17 protein-coding genes and 2 pseudogenes are annotated in these 20,630 nt (G+C 38.0%); 5 read left to right on the forward strand and 14 right to left on the reverse strand.

What is annotated here, in order from left to right; translation table 11 throughout:
• Positions 1 to 419: 419 nt before the first annotated feature.
• Both J7I90_RS10710 and J7I90_RS10715 read right to left on the reverse strand, forming a co-directional pair.
• The gene (locus J7I90_RS10710; protein WP_214771374.1) at positions 420 to 656 is read right to left on the reverse strand and encodes a hypothetical protein; all 237 of its coding nucleotides are present in this window, start codon (positions 654 to 656) and stop codon (positions 420 to 422) included.
• Positions 657 to 752: 96 nt separating this feature from the next.
• Positions 753 to 1,196, reverse strand: a complete 444-nt coding sequence (locus J7I90_RS10715; protein WP_214771377.1) for an Lrp/AsnC family transcriptional regulator — start codon at positions 1,194 to 1,196, stop codon at positions 753 to 755.
• A 119-nt stretch (positions 1,197 to 1,315) separates the two neighbouring features.
• Between J7I90_RS10715 and J7I90_RS10720 the strand changes: the two genes are divergently transcribed.
• On the forward strand, positions 1,316 to 1,861 hold the full coding sequence (locus J7I90_RS10720; protein WP_214771484.1) for a cysteine hydrolase family protein: 546 nt from the start codon (positions 1,316 to 1,318) through the stop codon (positions 1,859 to 1,861).
• 599 nt (positions 1,862 to 2,460) lie between these two features.
• On the opposite strand, the gene J7I90_RS10725 is transcribed toward J7I90_RS10720, so the two are convergent.
• Both J7I90_RS10725 and J7I90_RS10730 read right to left on the reverse strand, forming a co-directional pair.
• Positions 2,461 to 3,099: a LysE family translocator gene (locus tag J7I90_RS10725; protein WP_214771380.1), complete on the reverse strand. Its 639-nt coding sequence runs from the start codon at positions 3,097 to 3,099 to the stop codon at positions 2,461 to 2,463.
• 235 nt (positions 3,100 to 3,334) lie between these two features.
• A complete protein-coding gene (locus J7I90_RS10730; RefSeq protein ID WP_214771383.1) occupies positions 3,335 to 3,958 on the reverse strand; it encodes an FMN-binding negative transcriptional regulator in 624 nt (207 codons plus the stop codon).
• A gap of 125 nt (positions 3,959 to 4,083) precedes the next feature.
• Here J7I90_RS10730 and pdxR point away from each other — a divergent pair, with 125 nt between their 5' ends.
• Entirely contained in the window at positions 4,084 to 5,469 is a 1,386-nt protein-coding gene (gene pdxR, locus J7I90_RS10735; protein ID WP_214771386.1) for a MocR-like pyridoxine biosynthesis transcription factor PdxR, read from the forward strand.
• A gap of 238 nt (positions 5,470 to 5,707) precedes the next feature.
• On the opposite strand, the gene J7I90_RS10740 is transcribed toward pdxR, so the two are convergent.
• On the reverse strand, positions 5,708 to 6,319 hold the full coding sequence (locus J7I90_RS10740; protein ID WP_214771389.1) for an FMN-binding negative transcriptional regulator: 612 nt from the start codon (positions 6,317 to 6,319) through the stop codon (positions 5,708 to 5,710).
• Between the two features lie 411 nt (positions 6,320 to 6,730).
• On the opposite strand from J7I90_RS10740, the gene J7I90_RS10745 reads away from it, so the two are divergent.
• Together J7I90_RS10745 and J7I90_RS10750 are read left to right on the forward strand one after the other, a co-directional pair.
• Positions 6,731 to 7,648 (forward strand): LysR family transcriptional regulator, encoded by a 918-nt coding sequence (locus J7I90_RS10745; protein WP_311315262.1) that lies wholly within the window; start codon positions 6,731 to 6,733, stop codon positions 7,646 to 7,648.
• 102 nt (positions 7,649 to 7,750) lie between these two features.
• Positions 7,751 to 8,389: an HD domain-containing protein gene (locus tag J7I90_RS10750; RefSeq protein WP_214771393.1), complete on the forward strand. Its 639-nt coding sequence runs from the start codon at positions 7,751 to 7,753 to the stop codon at positions 8,387 to 8,389.
• Positions 8,390 to 9,169: 780 nt separating this feature from the next.
• On the opposite strand, the gene J7I90_RS10755 is transcribed toward J7I90_RS10750, so the two are convergent.
• The 3 genes from J7I90_RS10755 to J7I90_RS10765 all read right to left on the reverse strand — a co-directional run bounded on the left by J7I90_RS10755 (position 9,170) and on the right by J7I90_RS10765 (position 12,295).
• Positions 9,170 to 10,786, reverse strand: coding sequence for an FMN-binding glutamate synthase family protein (locus tag J7I90_RS10755; RefSeq protein ID WP_214771395.1), 1,617 nt, complete (start codon positions 10,784 to 10,786; stop codon positions 9,170 to 9,172).
• 47 nt (positions 10,787 to 10,833) lie between these two features.
• Positions 10,834 to 11,463, reverse strand: a complete 630-nt coding sequence (locus J7I90_RS10760; RefSeq protein WP_214771397.1) for an NAD(P)H-binding protein — start codon at positions 11,461 to 11,463, stop codon at positions 10,834 to 10,836.
• Positions 11,464 to 12,085: 622 nt separating this feature from the next.
• Positions 12,086 to 12,295, reverse strand: a complete 210-nt coding sequence (locus J7I90_RS10765; RefSeq protein ID WP_396020159.1) for a YolD-like family protein — start codon at positions 12,293 to 12,295, stop codon at positions 12,086 to 12,088.
• Positions 12,296 to 12,940: 645 nt separating this feature from the next.
• On the opposite strand from J7I90_RS10765, the gene J7I90_RS27770 reads away from it, so the two are divergent.
• Positions 12,941 to 14,329 carry a M28 family peptidase gene (locus tag J7I90_RS27770; protein ID WP_214771399.1) on the forward strand — a complete coding sequence of 463 codons (1,389 nt, stop codon included), beginning with the start codon at positions 12,941 to 12,943 and terminating at the stop codon, positions 14,327 to 14,329.
• A 485-nt stretch (positions 14,330 to 14,814) separates the two neighbouring features.
• On the opposite strand, the pseudogene J7I90_RS10775 reads toward J7I90_RS27770, so the two are convergent.
• From J7I90_RS10775 to J7I90_RS10800, 6 genes and pseudogenes are all read right to left on the reverse strand, one after another.
• A pseudogene (locus J7I90_RS10775) lies at positions 14,815 to 15,012 on the reverse strand (flotillin family protein); the annotation flags it as partial.
• A 217-nt stretch (positions 15,013 to 15,229) separates the two neighbouring features.
• A complete protein-coding gene (locus J7I90_RS10780) occupies positions 15,230 to 16,537 on the reverse strand; it encodes an MFS transporter (protein WP_264894889.1) in 1,308 nt (435 codons plus the stop codon).
• Positions 16,538 to 16,697: 160 nt separating this feature from the next.
• On the reverse strand, positions 16,698 to 17,459 hold the full coding sequence (locus tag J7I90_RS10785) for a class II aldolase/adducin family protein (RefSeq protein ID WP_214771401.1): 762 nt from the start codon (positions 17,457 to 17,459) through the stop codon (positions 16,698 to 16,700).
• A 16-nt stretch (positions 17,460 to 17,475) separates the two neighbouring features.
• A pseudogene (locus J7I90_RS10790) lies at positions 17,476 to 18,241 on the reverse strand (alpha-hydroxy-acid oxidizing protein).
• 324 nt (positions 18,242 to 18,565) lie between these two features.
• Positions 18,566 to 19,462, reverse strand: a complete 897-nt coding sequence (locus J7I90_RS10795; protein WP_214771404.1) for a 3-hydroxyacyl-CoA dehydrogenase — start codon at positions 19,460 to 19,462, stop codon at positions 18,566 to 18,568.
• A 482-nt stretch (positions 19,463 to 19,944) separates the two neighbouring features.
• The gene (locus tag J7I90_RS10800; protein WP_251025223.1) at positions 19,945 to 20,415 is read right to left on the reverse strand and encodes a 2,4'-dihydroxyacetophenone dioxygenase family protein; all 471 of its coding nucleotides are present in this window, start codon (positions 20,413 to 20,415) and stop codon (positions 19,945 to 19,947) included.
• Positions 20,416 to 20,630: the final 215 nt, after the last annotated feature.

Here is a 20,630-nt window from a genome sequence, read left to right on the forward strand (position 1 = left end):
TTGTGTTTTCATACAAAAAAGGCTGCCACAGCAACCTCTTAGTTAAGTAAGGACTCTTGGATTATTTTAATAAAACATTCTTAAGGAAATTGGAACAAATATTATAATTGTTGCAAACCAAATGGGGTAGCTAAACGAGCAGAAGAAATTGCTTAATCAACAATTATGGCTAACGTAACCCGCAACGAGGAAAGTACCACATTGAGCACGTGGATGAACAAAATGGAACAGGTACGATCGTTTCACTTGATTAACCCAGTAAAAAACAAAATGTTGTGCAACCGGATTAAAAGAACAGTACTAATTTCCTCGATACATTAATTAACTTCCACCTTCGGGTTTGGTTTCATGACAGATTAAGTTCATTGACCATCTTCTTTAACAATCTATCCCCTTGTTTAAGCCTACACTATATCTATTTAGCGGATTCCTGGTTTTACCCACATTCCTCGCAATTTTGGGAATAATAAGATAGCAGATCCTGCTACTACGGTAACTAACGTAAACAACCAATGTTGGTCCGTCATCATCAATTCAGGAGCAGAACTAACAATTACTATTTCAACCATTCCAACACCAACATCAGCAAGCGCATAATCATCTAACGTTTTACTTTTCCCTTCCGGATCTACGATATTTAAAAAGACTATTCCCATTGCTACTATACCAGTCGAAAATCTCCATACTTGGAACGATGCAGGATGATCGGGAATACATGATACATTACCTTCTTAAGAATAAAAATATATTTATTATATTGTGGCAGTCAACGGATTATGTTGCTTAATCTCTTGTATTGATAGATATAAAGAATAGTTCCCATAATCGAGAATTTTATTAAGAAATAGATTCAATAGTTCTTGAGAGTTAACTTTTATTTTTAAATGGTAACAACCTTCTCCCGATACTCGGTGAGCTTCAACTATCTCATTTCTATCATTAATAAAACGTATAAACAAATCATGGTTTGCTGTTTTCATATAAATAATGACAAGTGCTGTATAAGAAAGTCCTAATTTCATTTCATCGACTATTAGTGAGTAGGCTTTAATTACTCCATTTTCCTCAAGTTTTTTAATCCGGTTTCCTACTGCTTGTCCCGTCATATGAATTTGTTCACCTAAGTCTTTCCATTGAATACGTGAATTTTCGGATAATAACCGAAGGATTTGAAAATCAATGTTATCAAGTTCCATAATAAATTCCTTTCACCATGAAATCCTTTGATAAAAAAGTGATTCATCAAAGTATCGATAGAAATCAATATATCATTTATCATTATATTGTACTAAAATTTTTTAAAGAGGTGGAAATAATGAGCACAGCTTTAATCATTGTCGATATTCAAAATGACTATTTTCCAAAAGGAAAGATGGAATTAAGTAACCCTGAAAAAGCAGCCGCTAATGCTGCTAAAGTTCTTGAATGGTTTAGGCAGAATAACAAAGATAATATTTTTCATGTCCAGCATATCGCTAGTGATCCTGGGTTAGGCTTTTTTCTTCCGAATACGGATGGAGTTAAACTAAATGAAGCTGTTCTACCATTAGAACACGAAAGCATTATCGTAAAACATTTCCCCAACAGCTTTTTACAGACTGAATTAGAAAGCAAATTAAAAGAAAAAGGAGTAACAAAGCTAGTGATTGTAGGTATGATGACGCATATGTGCATTGATGCCACAGTCAGAGCTGCAGTGGATCTAGGCTTTGAAACTACACTTATTGAAGATGCATGTGCGACAAGAGACTTACCTTATAAAGATAAGGTCGTTCCAGCTGAACAGGTCCATTATTCCTTTGTCAGCGCACTTAACGGTATGTATGCCAATGTAATTTCGACCGAGGATTTCCTGAAATAAAAAATAACACAACCTTGTAAAACCAATACTTTATTATAAGTGGGAGCTTGTTTTAAAACAAGCTCCCTTTTTCACTGATGTTAGACTGTTATCCAAGTTGTAGCTTGCAGTTTCCTGCTAATGTTCAACTACCCGTTGCACAAAAAAACTCATACAACAATAAAAGAGAAATGATGTTAAAGGTATACCCTCACATGCCATCAAGCCGGGGCATGTGACAGTACCTCAATACTAAAATGCCGCATCAAATAAACACTAATCTCACTCCCAAAATTTCACTTTCATTATTCCCATTAAAAACAAAAAATGATGAATTACTTCTCTGCACCTTTGGGCCTGGTTCGTAAAATTGAAGCTGTCATTGACTTCTCTTTCCTTTATGATTTGATGAAAGATATGCATTAAGAGATTTTTTAATTCAGTACCCCCTTTGTCAACAAACAGAGGTAAGACCATGCAATTGCATGAGGGACTAACGACCAAAAATCATTTTCAATGATAAATCTAGGCATAAAATATATTTCCATTTCATTTTACCCATTATCTTAGTAGAATCGATTTTTGTTGTGTTGCAACTCGATAAATTTCATCAAAACACTCTATGATTTGGAAGGGCTGGCAAAAGCGGAGAATACCCCTAGAACAATATATAAATAACCAGTTATTCGATTCTGCAACCTAGAATTCACTTCACTACCCAGGATCCGCTTTCTAATACTTGCTGCAAGAAATGCATAAAGACCATCACTAATGAAAGCTAGGATAATAAATATAATTCCTAAAAATAAAAATTGTATTGTGACTGATTCGGCCGAAGGTGATATGAATTGCGGAAAGAAGGCTAAAAAGAAGAGTGCTGTCTTAGGATTCATTACTTCTACGAGCGCAGATTCGTAAAATATCTTTAATGACCGTTTACGAGGGGCTGTTGGAATTGCTGAAGCCGTTCGATCAGATGTTGAAAATAAAGTCCTGCACCCGAGATAGATTAGATAAACAGCACCCAAGCATTTAACGATATTAAAGGCTGTCGCTGATGTCATAAGAATCGCTGAAACTCCAATCGCTCCAGCTAAAACGTGAACAGAACCACCAAGAGATACACCAAGAACTGATACTATACCCGCTTTCTTACCTTGTTCAATACTTCTTGCCATAATATACAACACAGCCGGTCCAGGTATTATTAACAACGTAGCAGCAGTAAGTACAAATAGCCAAATATTTGAAAACTCCATAAAAAGCAACTCCTTATTGTATTTTGGCACATGATTTATTGGGCTCCTCCTTGATGGTGAAAGGAAGGTTACACTTTTTTAAGGTTCGCTTTCATCAAGGAGGCGATTTGTTTCTCATTTAGAAAAGGAATCTGTTCCAACTGTTTTATAAACTCTTGTCTGTAAGGAATGGTATTTACCTAAATGATAAACACCATTTTTGCATTTGCCACAGCAAACCCTAGTAATATGCCAATCATTCAATTAACCCTTTCCTTTGCTCACGCATCCATTGCGCAACCTGAATTTCCCCTTGTTCATTTGATTTTTCAAGCTCTGTAATAATCGCTTTGTAATCGGTGTCATTACGATTTTGACTCATTTTGGCTGCAGCTTGAATAGATGTGATTTCAATTTCAAAGCCCACTATTCCTTTCATTTCACTCTTTATCAACTCTGGATCAAAGGTTTCCCAGGTCCGGCCATTTTCCCGGTGACCCTCATAATGATTAAGCATAGTATCCAAGGAGGAAATCAGCTCGTCTTCAGTGATTAAACGCGCTGATCCATACGCATGTATAGCTAGATAGTCCCATGTAGGAACCTCTTCGCACTGATACCAACTTGATGAAATGTAAGCGTGCTGCCCTTGAAAAATCAGTAACACATCACTATTGTTGACTAAAGTCTTTTTCTGCATGTTTCCATATGCAATATGCCCAGTCGCATAGATTTTTCCTTCGTCTTCGCGAATTTCCAAAGGAATATGAGTAGCCAAAGGACGATGTTCATTAACAGTAACTAATAAGGCAAACGGGTTGGACTTCATAATTTGAACTGCTTCTTCATTTTTCATACGATATTGCTTAGGAATGTACACAGCAATCTTCCTTTCAACTTGTTTTGAATTTTAAAAATAACTATTCGATAAAAAAATATTATTATACAAGTTGACATAAAAAAAGGTACAATAATAAACAAAAATACATGTCAGAGGGAATGCAAATGAATAATACCATTTTTACGTTCAATGATAACGCCCCAAAATACAAACAAATCTATGAGAAATTTAAATCATATATTGAACAAGGAGACATTCTGGCAAATGAGCAATTACCCTCCATTCGTCAACTTGCAGATTCTTTACATGTAAGCCGCAATACAACTTTACTTGCATATGAACAACTTGTTGCTGAAGGGTATATTCGCGGAGAGGGCAGAAAAGGTTATTTTGCTAATGAGTTAGAACCCCGTTTATTTCAGGAACCCTTAATCTCTTATGATAAAAAGCAGACTGAGTCCAAGAGACCTCCAGTAGTAAATTTCAGGGCAGATGCCGTTGATCAAACCCATTTCCCACTGAAGATTTGGAGGAAAATTGCTAATCAAGTATTAACATTACAGGATAGCTTTCGATACGGGGAACCATTTGGGGAAGAGTGCCTGCGGGAACAAATCTCCACATATTTATTCCAATCACGCGGCGTGAAAACAAATGCAAATGCAATTATTATCGGAAGCAGTACCCAACAAATGCTTGTATACCTTGGACATATACTGAAGGATGAATTCCAGAGTATTATAGTTGAAGACCCTGGTTACGACGGTGCTAGGGAAGCTTTTCATTTCCATCGCTTTAAGTTTGAAACTTTGCCGGTTTATGAAACAGGTGCTGAACTTTCACAATTAGAACAAATGAAATCAAGATTAATCTATGTAACTCCTTCCCATCAAAGTCCAATTGGAGTAAGCATGTCTATCCAACAACGGCAAATGATTATTCATTGGGTTAACAAGATGCGTGGATACATTATCGAAGACGATTATGATAGTGAATTTCGCTATACACAAAAACCATTCCCTGCTCTTGCCTCCATTGATTCAGCAAAAGTCATTTATTTGGGGAATTTCTCGAAGTCCTTTCTTCCAGGAATTCGTTTAAGTTATATGGTCTTGCCACAGCCACTTTTAAATCGTTATAAAAATCAGTTTCTTCATTTTGAAGCTACTACATCCCTGCTTAGCCAGCTTACAATGGCTAAATTTATGGAAGAGGGAGAATGGAGTAGACATATTAAACGCATGCGCCTAGTTTATAAAAGAAAAATGCAGCACTTAGTATCCGCTTTAAAAGAGCAATTCGCTCAAAATATATCCATTATTGGAGAACAATCTGGTTTGTACGTATTAGTCAAAGTACATCTGAAGCATTCAGAAGAATGGTTAATTCAGCAAGCTTCCTTACATGGAGTTACTGTGTATCCTACTTCCCTCTACTACGTTAAAAATAACACCGACGGACCAATGGTTAAATTAGGTTTCAGTAATCTTTCTTACAATGAAATTGATGTGGGTGTGAAACTCTTAAAGAAGGCTTGGTTCAAAGAATAACTCCACCATTCTTTGAACAAACGGATTGTAGCTGTTTTAATTGAATGTTTGGTGCTGCAATGATAAATAATCTTCAAAGTGCACTTAATTTTTTATTGCGATGACATTAAGTGCAGCTGTATTCTATTCTTCATAAATAAATTAGAGGGTATTTTTTAGCCTAATTCCCATCTGAAATTAGGCTTATTTTTTAAAGAAATCTACCACATTAGTTGAACAAGACAAAGTCGAATAACTTTTATTTTTGTAGATTTTTCTTCATAAGAGATGCTACTTGTATATTATCTTGTTGAGAAGTGTTTTCAAGATGCTTAACAATTAATTCTTGACGTTCCACAGGGTGATTTTGACTTAATTTAGCTTTCGCTTCAATTTTTGTGATTTTTATTTTAAATGCTACAATCCCTTTACCCATTCCTTCGATAAATCTGGAATCCACATCAATTAAATTGTATGGGCTATCTGTACTTTCATATTTGTTTACCATATCATTCAAGGAATCGAATATGACTTTTTGATCTTTGACAATCTGCATCTTTCCATATAAATGGATAGAGACATAATTCCAAGTTGGAACTGCCATCGTTGTTTCATACCAAGAAGGAGATATATAAGAGTGAGGACCTTGGAAAACTGCAAGAACTTGTTGGTATTCTATATCCTTCCATTGTTCGTTTGGGCGGGCAAAATGACCATATAAGGCACTTTCACCTTTATTTAATGTGAGTGGAAGATGGGTAGCGTATGGTTCTCCATTGTGTTGAGAAAATAAAGTGGCAAAGCTGTACTTTTCAATAAAGTCATAAATTATTTCTTCATCCTTTAGTTGAAAATGTTTAGGTATATACATGATTAGCTCCTCCTCGATAAAGCCTTTATATTCGGCTATCTCAAATTTTAAGTATTATAGGAGATATTCTATTATGTAATTTGACATCTAAAAAGATACAATTATTATTAATTGTACATGTCAATGGTGATTACAATCTTCATATAATGAAGACCTTTGACGTATATAAACTTACATTTAGTGAATTAATTACGACTTCAATTTTATTCAGTAATTAGACATGATTTCACTTTAACCAGACCCGTTATCCACAATCATAGCAAGTTATTTATGAACCAAAATAATAGATAGCTATTAGTGTTTTTTAATTTTATTCCAGCCTTCAACTAAAGTAACTTAATAACTAGATTATTTTATTGGAAGCATACAGATTTAATTATTTTCATTAGAAAGGATTGATATAGTATCGAAATAAGACATTTAGAATATTTCTTAATGGTCAGTAAAGAACTACATTTTACAAAAGCAGCTGAAAAATTAGGAATTTCGCAACCAACTTTAAGCCATCAAATTAAAATGCTTGAACAAGATGTAGGCTATGCACTATTTAACCGTATTGGGAAGAAGATTGAACTTACTAAGGTGGGGGAAATCGTACAACAAGAAGCATTGAATATTCAAAATTCCTTACAAAGTATATCTTCTCAAATTAGAGCAATTACAAAAGTAGAAATCGGGGAATTGAAAATTGCCGTGTTACCAGGAGAAATAACTGATCTGGTATCCACTTTGTGCATTAAATTCAACCAATTATATCCAAACATAAAAGTGCTTGTTCAAAGTACGGATCAAGTGGAAAAGGCTGTTTTAGAGAATCAAGCTGATTTTGGTATTGGTTTTGAATTCAATCGTGAGGATATGTTGATGGTGACGAAGTTGTATGATGAAGAATTTTACCTGATTAGTAATCAAAGTACAGGAGAGCAGAAGGCTTCATTTTCCGATGTTATAGAAAGTCCGCTTATTTTATTTCCAAATATCCATCAATGCAGAAAAATACTTGATAAAACGAGTCTTGAGGTTGGCAGGCAGTTAGAACCTATCGTCGAAACGTCTAGCATTGAATCTATCTTGAAGCTCGTTCGAAATGGGGTTGGCCGCAGTTTTGTTTCGCGTACATTATATGAGTTTTATGATACAGAGGATTTATTTTTCCAGCGTATTGAAAAACCAACTTTGACTAGATCTGTCTATCTCGTGATGAAAAAGAATCGTTTTATCAATTATGCAGCACGTAAGTATATAGAGTTATTATTATGTGAAATCGAAAGGCTGCGTTTTCATACAGAAAAAGATGAGATAGCTTCTTTAAAAAGTTCTATATTATAGTTTTTATCTATTATTATCATAGAAATGATTGGATGGATAAATGATAAATTCCTCTTTACAATGAAAACAAGTTCATAATCAAATTGTAAAGGGGATTTTCATATGTTTCAAGAAGTAGCAGGTATTAAAATTCCAGATTCTCGATTGGCTAAAGAAGCAGCAGATCTTTTACGCGAGCATGGGGACGACTTGTTGTGGAATCATTCAAATCGCGTATTTTTATTTGGTGCAGTCAACGGAAAAAAAACGAAGCGGACTCATGATTTAGAGCTGCTATATGTTAGTGCATTATTCCATGATTTGGGTTTAACAAAAAAGTTCAGCAGTCCAAATTTACGATTTGAAGTAGACGGTGCAAATGCAGCGAGGAGCTTTTTACAACAGTATCAAATTCCAGATGAGTCGATTCGTCTTGTATGGGATGCTATTGCATTACATACGACACCTGGCGTTGCAGAACATAAAGAAGCTGAAGTGGCACTACTCTTTTCAGGTGTCGGTTTAGATGTGATGGGAGATGGCTTTGAACAATTCCCTGACGACTTGCGTGAAGAAATTATAAAAGCCTTCCCACGCAACAATTTCAAAAAGGACATTATTCCAGCGTTTTATGAGGGCTTTAAACATAAGCCAGAAACTACTTTTGGCAATATGAAGGAAGATATTATTGAATATTTTAGACCGGAATATAAAAATAAAAATTTCTGTGATTGTATTTTGCATTCACCTTGGACAGAATAGGGTACAAAAAAGACAGAAAGTTTTTACAAAAAGGTTATATCGACCAAGGAAGCTACTAAAAAATAAAGGCTGTTTTCGCGTACTTTGTTGCTATTTACCAAGTAGTGCGGTGTGGTTGATTTCCCCTCCAGATGCTCGCTTTCCGCGGGGCGGGCGGTGAGCCTCCTCGGCGTAAATGCCTGTGGGGTCTCACCTGTCCCGCTGCTCCCGCAGGAGTCTCGCACTTCCGCTCCAATCAATCTTAAAAAGTTTCGTATTAAAAACAACAATCTTTACGAAAGGAGCCAAAATAAAAAATAAACAACCAATTAGGGTTCTCCCTTGGTTGTTTATTTTTATTCATGACCCCTGTGTTTGAAACAGTAATATTCAACTATTTATACTTTATTCTATTCTGAAATAAAAATCGATTAAGACTTTCCAGCCCATTTTCTGACCTGCCAAACGGATGACTTCCTGCCAGTCACCTATCGGAAGCTTTCGGGAAACGTCCACATACTTATATTCTTAAAGCCGTAAAGCAAATTCCCCCTACGGTTAAGATTAATCTTGAAATGCCTGACTCGGCTCTCTCCTTCTGCCCCAGCCAGACCAATCATTACTAATGCCTTCATGATTCGATACTTGCCCATATACATTGCATCAATGCCGAACGCACTTAAATAGCCTTTGCTGCATTGAGCAAAGGCTTACCTTTTTGACGAGTTTCTACTAATCATAAAAATAAAAATTCCGCCATGCAATTTCGTTTTTCTTCAACCTTTTTTTAAAAAAACAACTCTATTTCTCCACTTTTTCCTTATTTCTTAACTTCTCCACTTTTTCGGGAGTGAGGGTGATGTCCCTGACAGGAGAAACTCTTCCCCATTCATCCTTGTGAACGATGTGTTTTCGTTCAAATTTGGTCGGAGTATCTATACCTGCGGCAGCTGCAAGGTTAAATAGCCCCTCTCGGAGGGATATAACGTAATTGGCGACTCGGTATTGTTTTTCCTCAATGACCAGACCTTCCTGCAACTTTGAATCAGTTGTGGCTACTCCGGCAGGGCAATGATTTGTATGACAGATTTCAGCCATGATGCAGCCAACGCTAATCATAAAACCGCGGGCTATATTGACTAAATCTGCCCCCATCGCTAAAGCGACCGCCACTTTATCTGGAGAAGTCAGCTTGCCTGATGCAATCAGCTTGACCCGGTTACGTACACCATATTTTTTTAACATCTCATCTACGATTGGCAAGGCTGACATAATTGGGAGTCCGACTGCATCTGCAAGCTCCTGATAGGTTGCCCCAGTTCCGCCTTCTCCGCCATCCACCGTGATAAAATCCGGCCCTTTACCTGTATCTTTCATGGTTTTCGTCATTTCCTCAAGTGCATCAAGATCCCCTACAACAATTTTGATACCGATGGGCTTTCCGCCTACATCCCTCATTCTTTCCACAAATTCGAACAATTCATTAAAATTCTTGAATTCATAGAACCGGTTTGGGCTATTGATCGTTTGGCCAGGTTCTACCAGGCGGATTTGTGCAATTTCTTCTGTCACCTTTTGACCTTCAATATGCCCTCCTCTGATTTTGGCACCTTGTGCCAGCTTAATTTCAAATGCCTTTACTTGTTCTATTTCACTTTTCTTCTTGAATTCTTCCCAGGAGAACTCCCCACCTGGTGTCCTTACTCCAAACAGTCCCGGACCGATTTGCATCATGATGTCAGGATTTCCGGAGAGATGATATTTGGAAAGACCACCTTCACCAGTATTCATCCATGTTCCCCCTGCAAGCCCTAATCCTCTCGACAGTGCAGTGATGGCATTCTCACCGAGTGCCCCGTAGCTCATTGCAGATTGTCCTACGAGCCCCTTTAATTTAAAGGGATTCCGGCATGTATCCCCTCCGATTATGACAGCATCCTCGTCTCGTAAAAAGTACGGTTCTATTTGTCTATCTTCCCGCTTCTCCTTTCTGGTCAATAGACCTTCCTCATCTACTTCATATACCTTTGTATTGATTTTTTGGCTATTATCTATTCTCAATTCTTCCCGAAGATTGGGAAACATACTATTTCGAATATAGTATCCAGCCTCATTGAAGTCACGTTCCGATCCAAATCCGATTAAACGCTCCTTATATTTTCCTGCTTTTACAACATCCTCGAATTCCTTTCTTGAGAAAGGGGTGCCTTCATTATTATTTTCAAATAAATACTGCCTAAGTTCAGGTCCTATTTGCTCTGTCATGTATCTTATTCTGCCGATTAGGGGGAAATTCCTCAGGATTGAATGTTGTTTTTGTGTATCATCCTTTCGGTAAAAGTACGCTGCGGCCGCAACTGTCCCTAACACGGCAGATCCTTTTAAAACTGTAGGAAGGTAATTTTTTAACTTGGACATTTTATCACCCTTTGCTTCTTATTTTTTGTGCAAGTTACTCGAGTTATCTATAATCTTTGGAGTGCTTCATTAATCAGAATTTCTCCAGAAGTTACATGGAACGTTTTATTAAATACTTCTTTAGTATCCAGCGCTTTGACCAATACAGAAGCAATATCCTCTTTTGGTATCTCGCCTTTGTCATGCACAATTGATGGTCCAGCTTCTACTTTACCTATTCCCGGCTTATCCACAGGCATACTTGTCCGTATAACCGTATATGTAAGCTTTTCCTGTCTTAATAGCTCTTCCGAATGGTACTTGACATCGCTTGTACTAGAATCTAAGCTCTCCACTTCTTTTGCTCGCATGGTGTTCATCAGAACAAAGCGCTTCACCCCATGTTTCTTAGCAGCCTCAACTGAGTCCATTATTGACTGATGGTCAACCAGTATTGGTTTGCCCTCCCCCGTCCGAGGACTGGCGCCACTCAGGTAGATTACTGCTTCACAGCCCGAAAAAGCACTGGAAAAATCCCTACTTTCCAAAGAAACTACATCTCTTGCTCCAAGTTTAACCATTTCCTCTACTTTATTTTCTGCTCCCACCAGTGCTACCGGGCTATGGTGCCTGTCTGCCAGCTGTTTTACAACGTGCTCTCCGGTCATGTCCTCTGTTCCTATTACTAGAACTCTCATTTTAATACCTCCCTGCTAGTTTCATAATTTATATTTACCACTTTAATGTATAATGAAACAATTAAGCGTCTTCTGCCGTTTCGTTAATTTTAACGATTCTTTGATTGTTAAATATTAGGGAACCCTATTTATTCACTTTTTTTACTTATATTGGACGTACGTAATCTCTATCTGACATCCATTATTACTGAAGCTGTACAATTTAAAAATAAAGAAACCCAACTACACTGCTCTTGTGGAGTAAATTGGGTTTGATTTAGGTGATTATAAAAAACTTGACATTAATGAAGATTATTTCCTGGGGAAACTAAACCTAAAATTATCTCTTATAAAAATTAGTTTTTTCATACATTCCATAGTTAATCGCACCCAAACTTTCTTACGAACACCATATTGAGGAATTCCACACGAAGGATACTGGCCATCTATAAAGTATAAAAACTATATTTATCAATCCGGAAATGAGGATCCCCATTTTTTTCAAAACTGAAAAATTACTAACTACAGGAATGCTAAACTGACAAGCTTTCCATATATGAAAAAAGAACCTCTAGTAATAAACTAGAGATTCGGGATTAATAAATATATTGTAATTTTAATATATTAAATGAAAGCAATTAAATTAATATATTTCCATAATACGAGATAAACGAATAGAGAAAATCTTTTGATTTTCATCCTTTAAGGAAAGGGTTTGTTCATTAAGGTTAAGTTTATGCAATTGTCCCTTGCATGTTTTTAATACTCCTTCTTTATTATAAATAATGGTTGTTATACCCTTTTTTTTCAACGATTTCAAGATCAACTGATTATCTCCTTTCTGTCGATTCAATTATTTATTAAAATTGTATGATAAGTGGTGCAAAACTATGAAATCAATTAGGATATATATATTATACAATGAAAACAGTAAGCGTTTTCATTGTTGTTGTGAACAATTTGTGAAAGTTTGAACATTAGAATATTTTAGGAAAATCAAATAGCCTAGGAAATAGTAAAATCAGTAATAAAAAAATGGATATTAAGTGAATTGACTTTTAGACTGAAAATTACTTAACGTATAATATCCGCGTCTTATTGGCGCACTCCCTTATCGACAAAACGGGCTGATTTCTTTCATGATATATCCAAAGTCATTCCAAGATCATTCATAGATTTTCTAGTCTAGAAAGAATTAAACTTCCTATATTTTTCAAATTGTCATTTGGACTAAACGGTATTGCTTTTCAAAAGTTAGGTTTAAAAGAGATTGATAGATTTGAATGTTTGATCATTTTTTTACAATACAATTTATTGATGGCTTGAATACGTGATGCAATTCTTCATTAAGAAGGATCGCTTTTTCTTTGCGGCATAATCTTAAGGGAAAGCGGGTGTCAGATACCGATTGATATTCGGAATTTAAAGACTAATGCCTCATTTACAAATTATTCAGTTAAATGCATAATTAGGAAGATTATGAATAAGGAGGGATTATATGTATAGAAAATCACTAACAGTACTATTAGCTGCGGGTATGGTTCTATCTACTGGTACAGTATTTGCACAAACAAACGGAGCAATAAATGCCCAGTCTGACACAGCTTTTGATAACAAAGTTATCAAAAAAATTAGTGCGGACAATATGTATAATACGATTGCCTATCTATCAGAGCAACCGAGGGCTGCTGGTACAGAAGGGGAGCTCCGTGCAGTCAAATACATAGAAAGTCAGTTTAAAAGTCTTGGTTTTGAAACAAAGATTCAGCCTTTTCCCATCTATGATACGGTGCAAAATGTAAAAGTGAAAATTGGTGAAAGTGATTTAGGAGGAACACCGCGTGCCCTTAGCGGCAGTATCAGCGGGAAGGTAACGGCCGAACTTGTTAATGTCGGAAAAGCAAAGCCAGAGGAAGTTGGAGAAAATGTATCCGGGAAAATTGCACTAGTTGAACGTGGGGACATTACCTTTGTTGAAAAGGTTCAGAATGTCTTAAATAAAGGAGCGGTTGGCGTTTTAATGTACAACAACTCACCATCAGGAAATAATTTCGGACAAGTATCAGCGGGGCAAAATATACCTGCTGTAGCCATTACCCAAGCCCAAGGGTTAGAGTTGGTCGAACAGCTTAAAACTAAACAAATCACGTCCACTCTGGAAGTGGGAAAAGCTGAAAGAATCGAAAAGACATCCTACAATGTCATCGCTTCCCTAAAACCAAAAGCCAATAAGGATAATGGTCAAATCGTGACTGTGGGAGCCCATCATGATTCTGTCCCGGGCGGCCCTGGTGCAAACGATGATGCTTCGGGTGTATCAGCTGTGCTGGAACTGGCAAGGATCCTGGCCAAAACGCCAATTGACACTGAAATTCGCTTCCTCACGTTCGGATCTGAGGAAAGAGGGCTCGTTGGATCATCCTTCTATGCTGATTCCCTTCCCAAAGAGGATGTTGACCGCATGGTGGCTCACTTCCAAATGGATATGATAGGCGGACGTGATGCTGGCGAGGATAATCCTGCAGGTGGTTTGATTATGTATACCATTGATGGAATGAAAAACCTTGTGACGGACCTGGGTTCCTCAGCAGGGGCCAGAACGATGGATGTTGCGATTCCTTATGGACAGCTGGGCAGGAGTGACCACCAACCATTCCATGAACTTGGCATTCCATCCGCCTTGTTTATTCATTCCCCTGTAGAGCCTTGGTATCACCAGCCTACAGATACACTGGATAAGATATCGAAAGAAAAATTGCAGCAATCAGCTGAAATTGTCGGTGCCAGTGTGTATCAAATTGCCCGTCCGGAAACTCCGGCATTAACAAATGCACGTGTAGCTCCTGGCACGGTAGACTATGATTTTGATGACCGTCCGGTAGATTAGTTGTACAGAATTACTAGATTAATAATGGATCTTGGAGAAAATCAGGAGGGCACCTGTGTAGTTTACAGATGCTCTCTTCTTTTTATCGGCCAGCCTATAAAGCAAAAACCTTTTTAACTTACGCTATCATTTTGCAAAGCTTCCGAAACTTTTTTTAATAGGTATTATCTAATTCGACCAATGAAGTTCCGATTTAGATTTTTAGCTGCTTGTCCTGTTTACCCTTAACCCATAAAACAATCTAATTTAGTTTCACCTTTATTATTGTATGGATTTTATGACTATAACTGGCTTTTGACTTTGACAAATAAATTAATTTAATTGCTTTCATTTATCCCCAACAAAAACAAAGGATGATGAATTACTAGAAAACAGCGTATAACGACATATTTGTTAGATAAACTGATCATCCCTTTTATAAGCCAAACTATTCAAAAAAGGTAAGAGCATACAAGTAGCTCTTACCTCCCTTAAATTTTCCCCTGTTACTCTTCCTTACTTGCTGCCATATTCATGCTCGCTTTGACATTCTCCTGGCTGATGGTGGTGAATGGTAAATTTCGTTTTCCCGAGAAATTCTCAAGCAAGTCTTTGACATCAATTCCCGAAGATGCTTTTAATGACTCCTGCAAGGATGCCATTAAATCCGTTGCATACCCAGTCACTTTATTAGCCCCGCCATTCGCAACAACTCCAAACGCATTATTCTTGAGGTGCTCTTACACTTGTACGCAAAGACTTGTCGGTGATTTCTAAGTTGTGGATTACTGATCTTTCACACACCACCACTTGGCTTCGAGATTCTTATTCTGTTTTTTGTATCATGGATTCTGTGCGGCAGGGTCTCACAAATATTAGCTTATTTCCTCTCTAATTACGAGAGCCGCGAATGGCCTTAAACTACACTGATTCCCCTTTCGCATCCAAAGATGGTTGGAATTGAGATTGCCGTTTTTTTACTATTAATATTAATGTGACACCAACTACAAACAATGTGCTCGTCAATAATAATCCGGTGCTGAATCCAAAAAAACCAAGCAAAGCAGCCCCTACTAAACCACCTAAGTTACCTACAGAATTTATAATGGCAATGCCGACTGCAGCTGATGTTTCTGTAAGAAATAAACTCGGAAGTGACCAGAAGGGTCCTGCACCTGCAAAGATACCCATTGATGCAATCGTAAACATAGCAACTGCGATATATGGATTGTCAGTTAATGCACATCCGATAAAACCTGCTGCGGCAAAAATAGACCCTGCTATCGTGTGGATCCATCTTTCACCCTTCTTATCCGAATGACGAGCCCATAATACCATTGCAATAACCCCTGCAATAAATGGAATCATCGCTAATAAACCGATCAATGTATTAGACAACGTCCCAGATAGCGAATCTATAATAGACGGCATCCAGAAACTTAATGCATACATTCCTACCAGCGACGTAAAGTAGGCGAATCCCAGCATCCATACATCAGCATTTTTAAATACTTCCTTCTTTGAGTAGTTGTTCACCTTGACCTTTGCCTCATGTTCAGCTTTCAGTTCGCCCTCCAGCCAAGTTTTCTCTTCTTCTGTAAGCCATTTTGCATCTTTCGGACGGTCAGTTAAATAAAATAAGGTAACGATTCCGAGAATAACAGCAGGGATTCCTTCTACAATAAATATCCATCTCCATCCTGTCATGCCGAACCAGGTGATATTGTCAAGAATCCAAGTGGAAACCGGAGCGCTAATGATTCCTGCTACAGGGACAGACATGGTAAACAGGGCGACTGCCCGGGCCCGTTCCTTGCTTCTAAACCAATAAGTAAGATACAGAAGGATCCCAGGAAAAGCCCCTGCCTCAGCAGCCCCCAATAAAAAACGTAAAATATACAGATGAGCAGCGGATTGCACCCAACCGGTCAAAACAACGATCAAACCCCAGGTTATCAAAATTCTTGCCAGCCAAATTCTTGCCCCGATGCGGTCCATCAAAATATTGCTCGGCACTTCAAACAGAAAATATCCGATGAAAAAAATACCCGATACAAGTCCAAACACTTCGGCTGCTAAAGCAAGGTCTTTATTCATCTCTAAGGCTGCATACCCCAAATTGACCCGGTCAAGGAAGGCGATGACATACAAAATAAAAACAAACGGAATAATTCTTCTCATCACCTTTTTCATCGTACGATTTTCAAATGAGACTTGACTTTCAGTCACAGAGCATCTCTCCTTTATAGTTTAGCGATACCTGCTGTGATATAAGATGTAATAGACACTGGAGGTGTAATACCGGTGAAAATATCAAAATAAAAGACAAAGAAGTGGGCGGCGAAGACTCCGACATTTGTGAGTGAACTCACAACAACTTAAGAAATGGCTATTCCAATAAATCAGGCTGTTCTTTGACAATTCGACTCCATAAAGGCTGGAACTGAAACCAACCCGTTTGCGGAGATCCGACATAGTTACTTGTACGCTCTGCATGATGTTCGTCAATGAGCACAGGATTACCGACTGATTCAGCCATTAGTTGCGCTTGACAGGAACGTTCCATCGTGATGAACCACCATGCACACTCATCTACCGTTTTCCCAACAGTGAGTAAACCATGGTTACGCAAGATGACCGCTTTATGAGGCCCAAGCGCTTTGCCTATACGTCTTCCTTCTTCAAGGTCATGGACCACACCTGTGTAATCATCAAACACCGAATGATCCTTGTAAAAAGCACAGGCATCCTGCGTGATGGGGTCGAGCAAACGTCCCAGGGTCGACCACGTTTTCCCGTATACGGAATGCGAATGGGCCGCAGCGATAATATCCGGACGTGTAGAATGTACTTGGGAGTGAATAGTGAACGCTGCCCGATTAACAGGCCTCTCCCCTTCTACCACATCACCATTGTGATTAACCAGAATCAGATCAGAAGCCTTGATTTGGCTAAAGTGCATGCCGAACGGGTTCACCCAGAAACAATCTTTTTCTCCCGGATCTCTTGCCGTGATATGACCGGCTACGCCTTCATCAAATCCAAATTTGGAGAACAAGCGAAAAGCAGCTGCAAGACGTTGTTTGATATGTTTCCTTTCTTCTTCAACAGAACTGAAAGTCGGTGGTTCTTTTAAATTTTTTGTTACCATATTTTATCTATCCTCCTTAATTTTTGGCCTCTACCAAAAGGGTTCGGTCAAGTTCCACCACAGATTTTCTGCCGGAAAGGGCTATTGTTAAATCCATATCAGCGATGAGATTCCGAATAACCTTTTGGACACCTTGTTCAACTGCTAATGCCAATCCATAGTCATAAGGTCTTCCCAGGAGAACAGCAGACGCCCCGAGAGCCAATGCCTTTACTACATCTGCACCGCGTCTAATGCCACTGTCAAACAGTACAGGAACTTTTCCCTGGGCAACGTCACACACTTTTGGCAGCGCATTCAGTGCCGCTATCGCCCCATCCACCTGCCTCCCACCATGGTTAGATACGATTAAACCATCCACGCCGTAGTTTAACGCCAGTTCTGCGTCTCCAGAGTGAAGAATTCCTTTCAATAAGATTGGTAATTTCGTGTGATCACGGAGAAACTTTAAGTCTTCCCATGTCAGACTGGTATCTCCAAATATCTGCGACCAAAGGGAAATGGCACCACTCATATCTTCTTTAGGCGGTTTCAGTAACTTTGCACAAAAAGCAGGATCATTCAAATAGTTACCGAGTCCTTCTCCAAACGAGAATGGATGATACATATTTGCAAGATCGAACTCTCGCCATGCCATCATCGGGGTATCTAGTGTAACAACAAGCGGAATAACCGGCCGCTTCTGCACGACGGAGCATACTTGCAGCTATGTTGCGATCTTTACTCCAACACAATTGATACCACCTGGGTGAAGTATCCATGACATCAGCCACCTCTTCCATGGAACAACTCTCTTTCTTTACTCTTTCAAACAGTTCTACACCGGCAATCGCTGAGACCACCCACCATCGATGTTGTACAATCCCGTTCGGTATTACCGGGTCATATTCGCCACTGCCAGCCTGCTGACTTAATCGGGCTAAGGCATCATAGGATAGCGATGACAGATTTTCCGAGAAGGGAGTTAAAATATATCACTCATACTAAGAATGAAGTGTACATTCCATTCAGAGGGTATCTACCTAGAATTATGGAAGTTTCCACAGTACAGACAACTTCACTAATATACCAATGCTGATTAGTCAGTATATAAATAACTCTACTATTTAACTTTTTAAAAAATCTGGTTTCATGTAATTAGGGTTAGGATATTTGTAGAATCCTTCTCCTGATTCTCTTCCAAATTTCCCTTTATCGATAAACTCTGTTTTTAACCACTCAGCAACTTCAGCAGCTTGATTATCACCAGCTTTTGCTTTTTCAAGAAGGGCATTGTATGGAGTATTAAAACCAATAACATCATAAGCACCAAACGGCCCTATAGGAGAACCAGAAGCTATCATCCAAGTCTTATCAACAGTTTCTGGATCAGCAATCCCTTTCATCACCAAATACGTAGCAGCCTCTAAAAACGGACTTAATAAAGTATTTAGAATATATCCTGGCTGTTCTTTGTATAGGGGTATAGCCACCATACCAATCGTTTTTGCAAATTCAATCACTTCATCAAACACTTTCATGTCGGTTTCCTTGTGTTTCATGATTTCTGCCGTATTGTTTTTCCAAATTTCATTTGCAAAATGTAAAGCCAGAAATCTTTCTGGGCGTCCTGTCGCTTCCGCAAATTGGCTTGGTAATAATGTAGAGGAGTTTGTCACAAATGTGGTCTTCTCAGGTGCTACTTTCCCTAACTCCTTATAAAAATCAACTTTAATTTGAACTACTTCAGAAATGGCTTCAATCAAGAGGTCAGCATTGGACACAGCTTTCGATAAAACACTGCAAAAAGAAATGCGATTATAAGCCGAATTCACTTCTTCCTCTAAAGCTCCTAAATCTTCTTGATAACGCAGTTCTAAATTTCTGATTCTTACCTTTGCACGTTCTAAAGCTTCATCATCAATATCATATACTGTTACATTGAATCCCTTAAACGCAGTTTGAAAGGCAATCTGACTTCCTAAAACACCACTACCAGCAATGGTTATATTCATATATTCCATACTTTCAATCTCCTCTTTCATCCTTTTCAAGGTTCCTGTTTACACTTGTTATGACTATTTTTGAAGATTTACAAGTGAAACCTATTTACCAAATGAAAGTAGTATATTCTTGTCCTAATGTATAGTTCTTTATATTAGATTCGGAAAGGAATCGCCTGACCTTTTCTATTGTCTATATGGAACATTCCCAGTGTTTCACGTCCTCTGATTTAATTAATACAATGGTACTGATACGATATAATTGAATTAATATTTTCACATATATAGCTGAGTACTCATCTCGCACTTCTTGTACACGATTTTTGAAGGCATGATATATAGCCTTCAAAAATCGTGTATTATTACCAACTTTGTTGTATTATAAATGGAGTATTTCTCCCTATGAACGACCTCATCGACTGTTATTTCAGACCATCTACTATTTGGACGATTGCCCTATGAGATGAAAGACACTAGCATCCTAGTAATGAATATGGATTGAATTAAAATCTTGTTACATCAACCGGTTCGATACCGTTTTCAGCACAATATTGGTGATATTTCTCCAATGACGTTTGCCAATTGCTGATAAATAAGGTGTTGCCGTTTTCATCTTTAAACTCAAGTGCGCCATCAATGACAACAAATGTCATGATATCTTCATCTTGAGATATAGCCACTGGCCTATGCAGTGAACCAGCTGGTTCAAATACCACGTCCCCTGGTCCTGATACCCATTCCTCTTCAACATACTTCCATTTACCTTGAATAGTATAGACAATTATTGGGCCATGATGAAGGTGGGCAGGCACGTCTTGGTCACCCCCAGGGCTTTTGGTGAGCACAATATATTGACCTGTTATTGGGTTTACCTTACATAATTTTGTTTCCATACCACCTAATCCAGTCGGAACCCAAGGCAACTCCTTCGGGTCAACATAATTAGACGGTAGTACGTTGTTTGCAAATTTCATTTCCATTCCCCTCTTTCCATTTATTTACAGTCTTTTTCTCTCTTAACTTATACTTCTACCGAACAAACTGCACATCATTACTGTAAGCATCGGAAAAACAAATATTATATTGGTAGTGAAAACCTCCTATTCTTTATATTTTTTTGGAATATTCAATATATTCACAAATATAGTGTACCAATTAATTTCATTCTGATAAAATAGCTATTAATCAT

This window comes from Bacillus sp. ISL-57, from assembly GCF_018613135.1.
Taxonomy (GTDB): Bacteria; Bacillota; Bacilli; order Bacillales; family DSM-1321; genus Peribacillus; species Peribacillus frigoritolerans.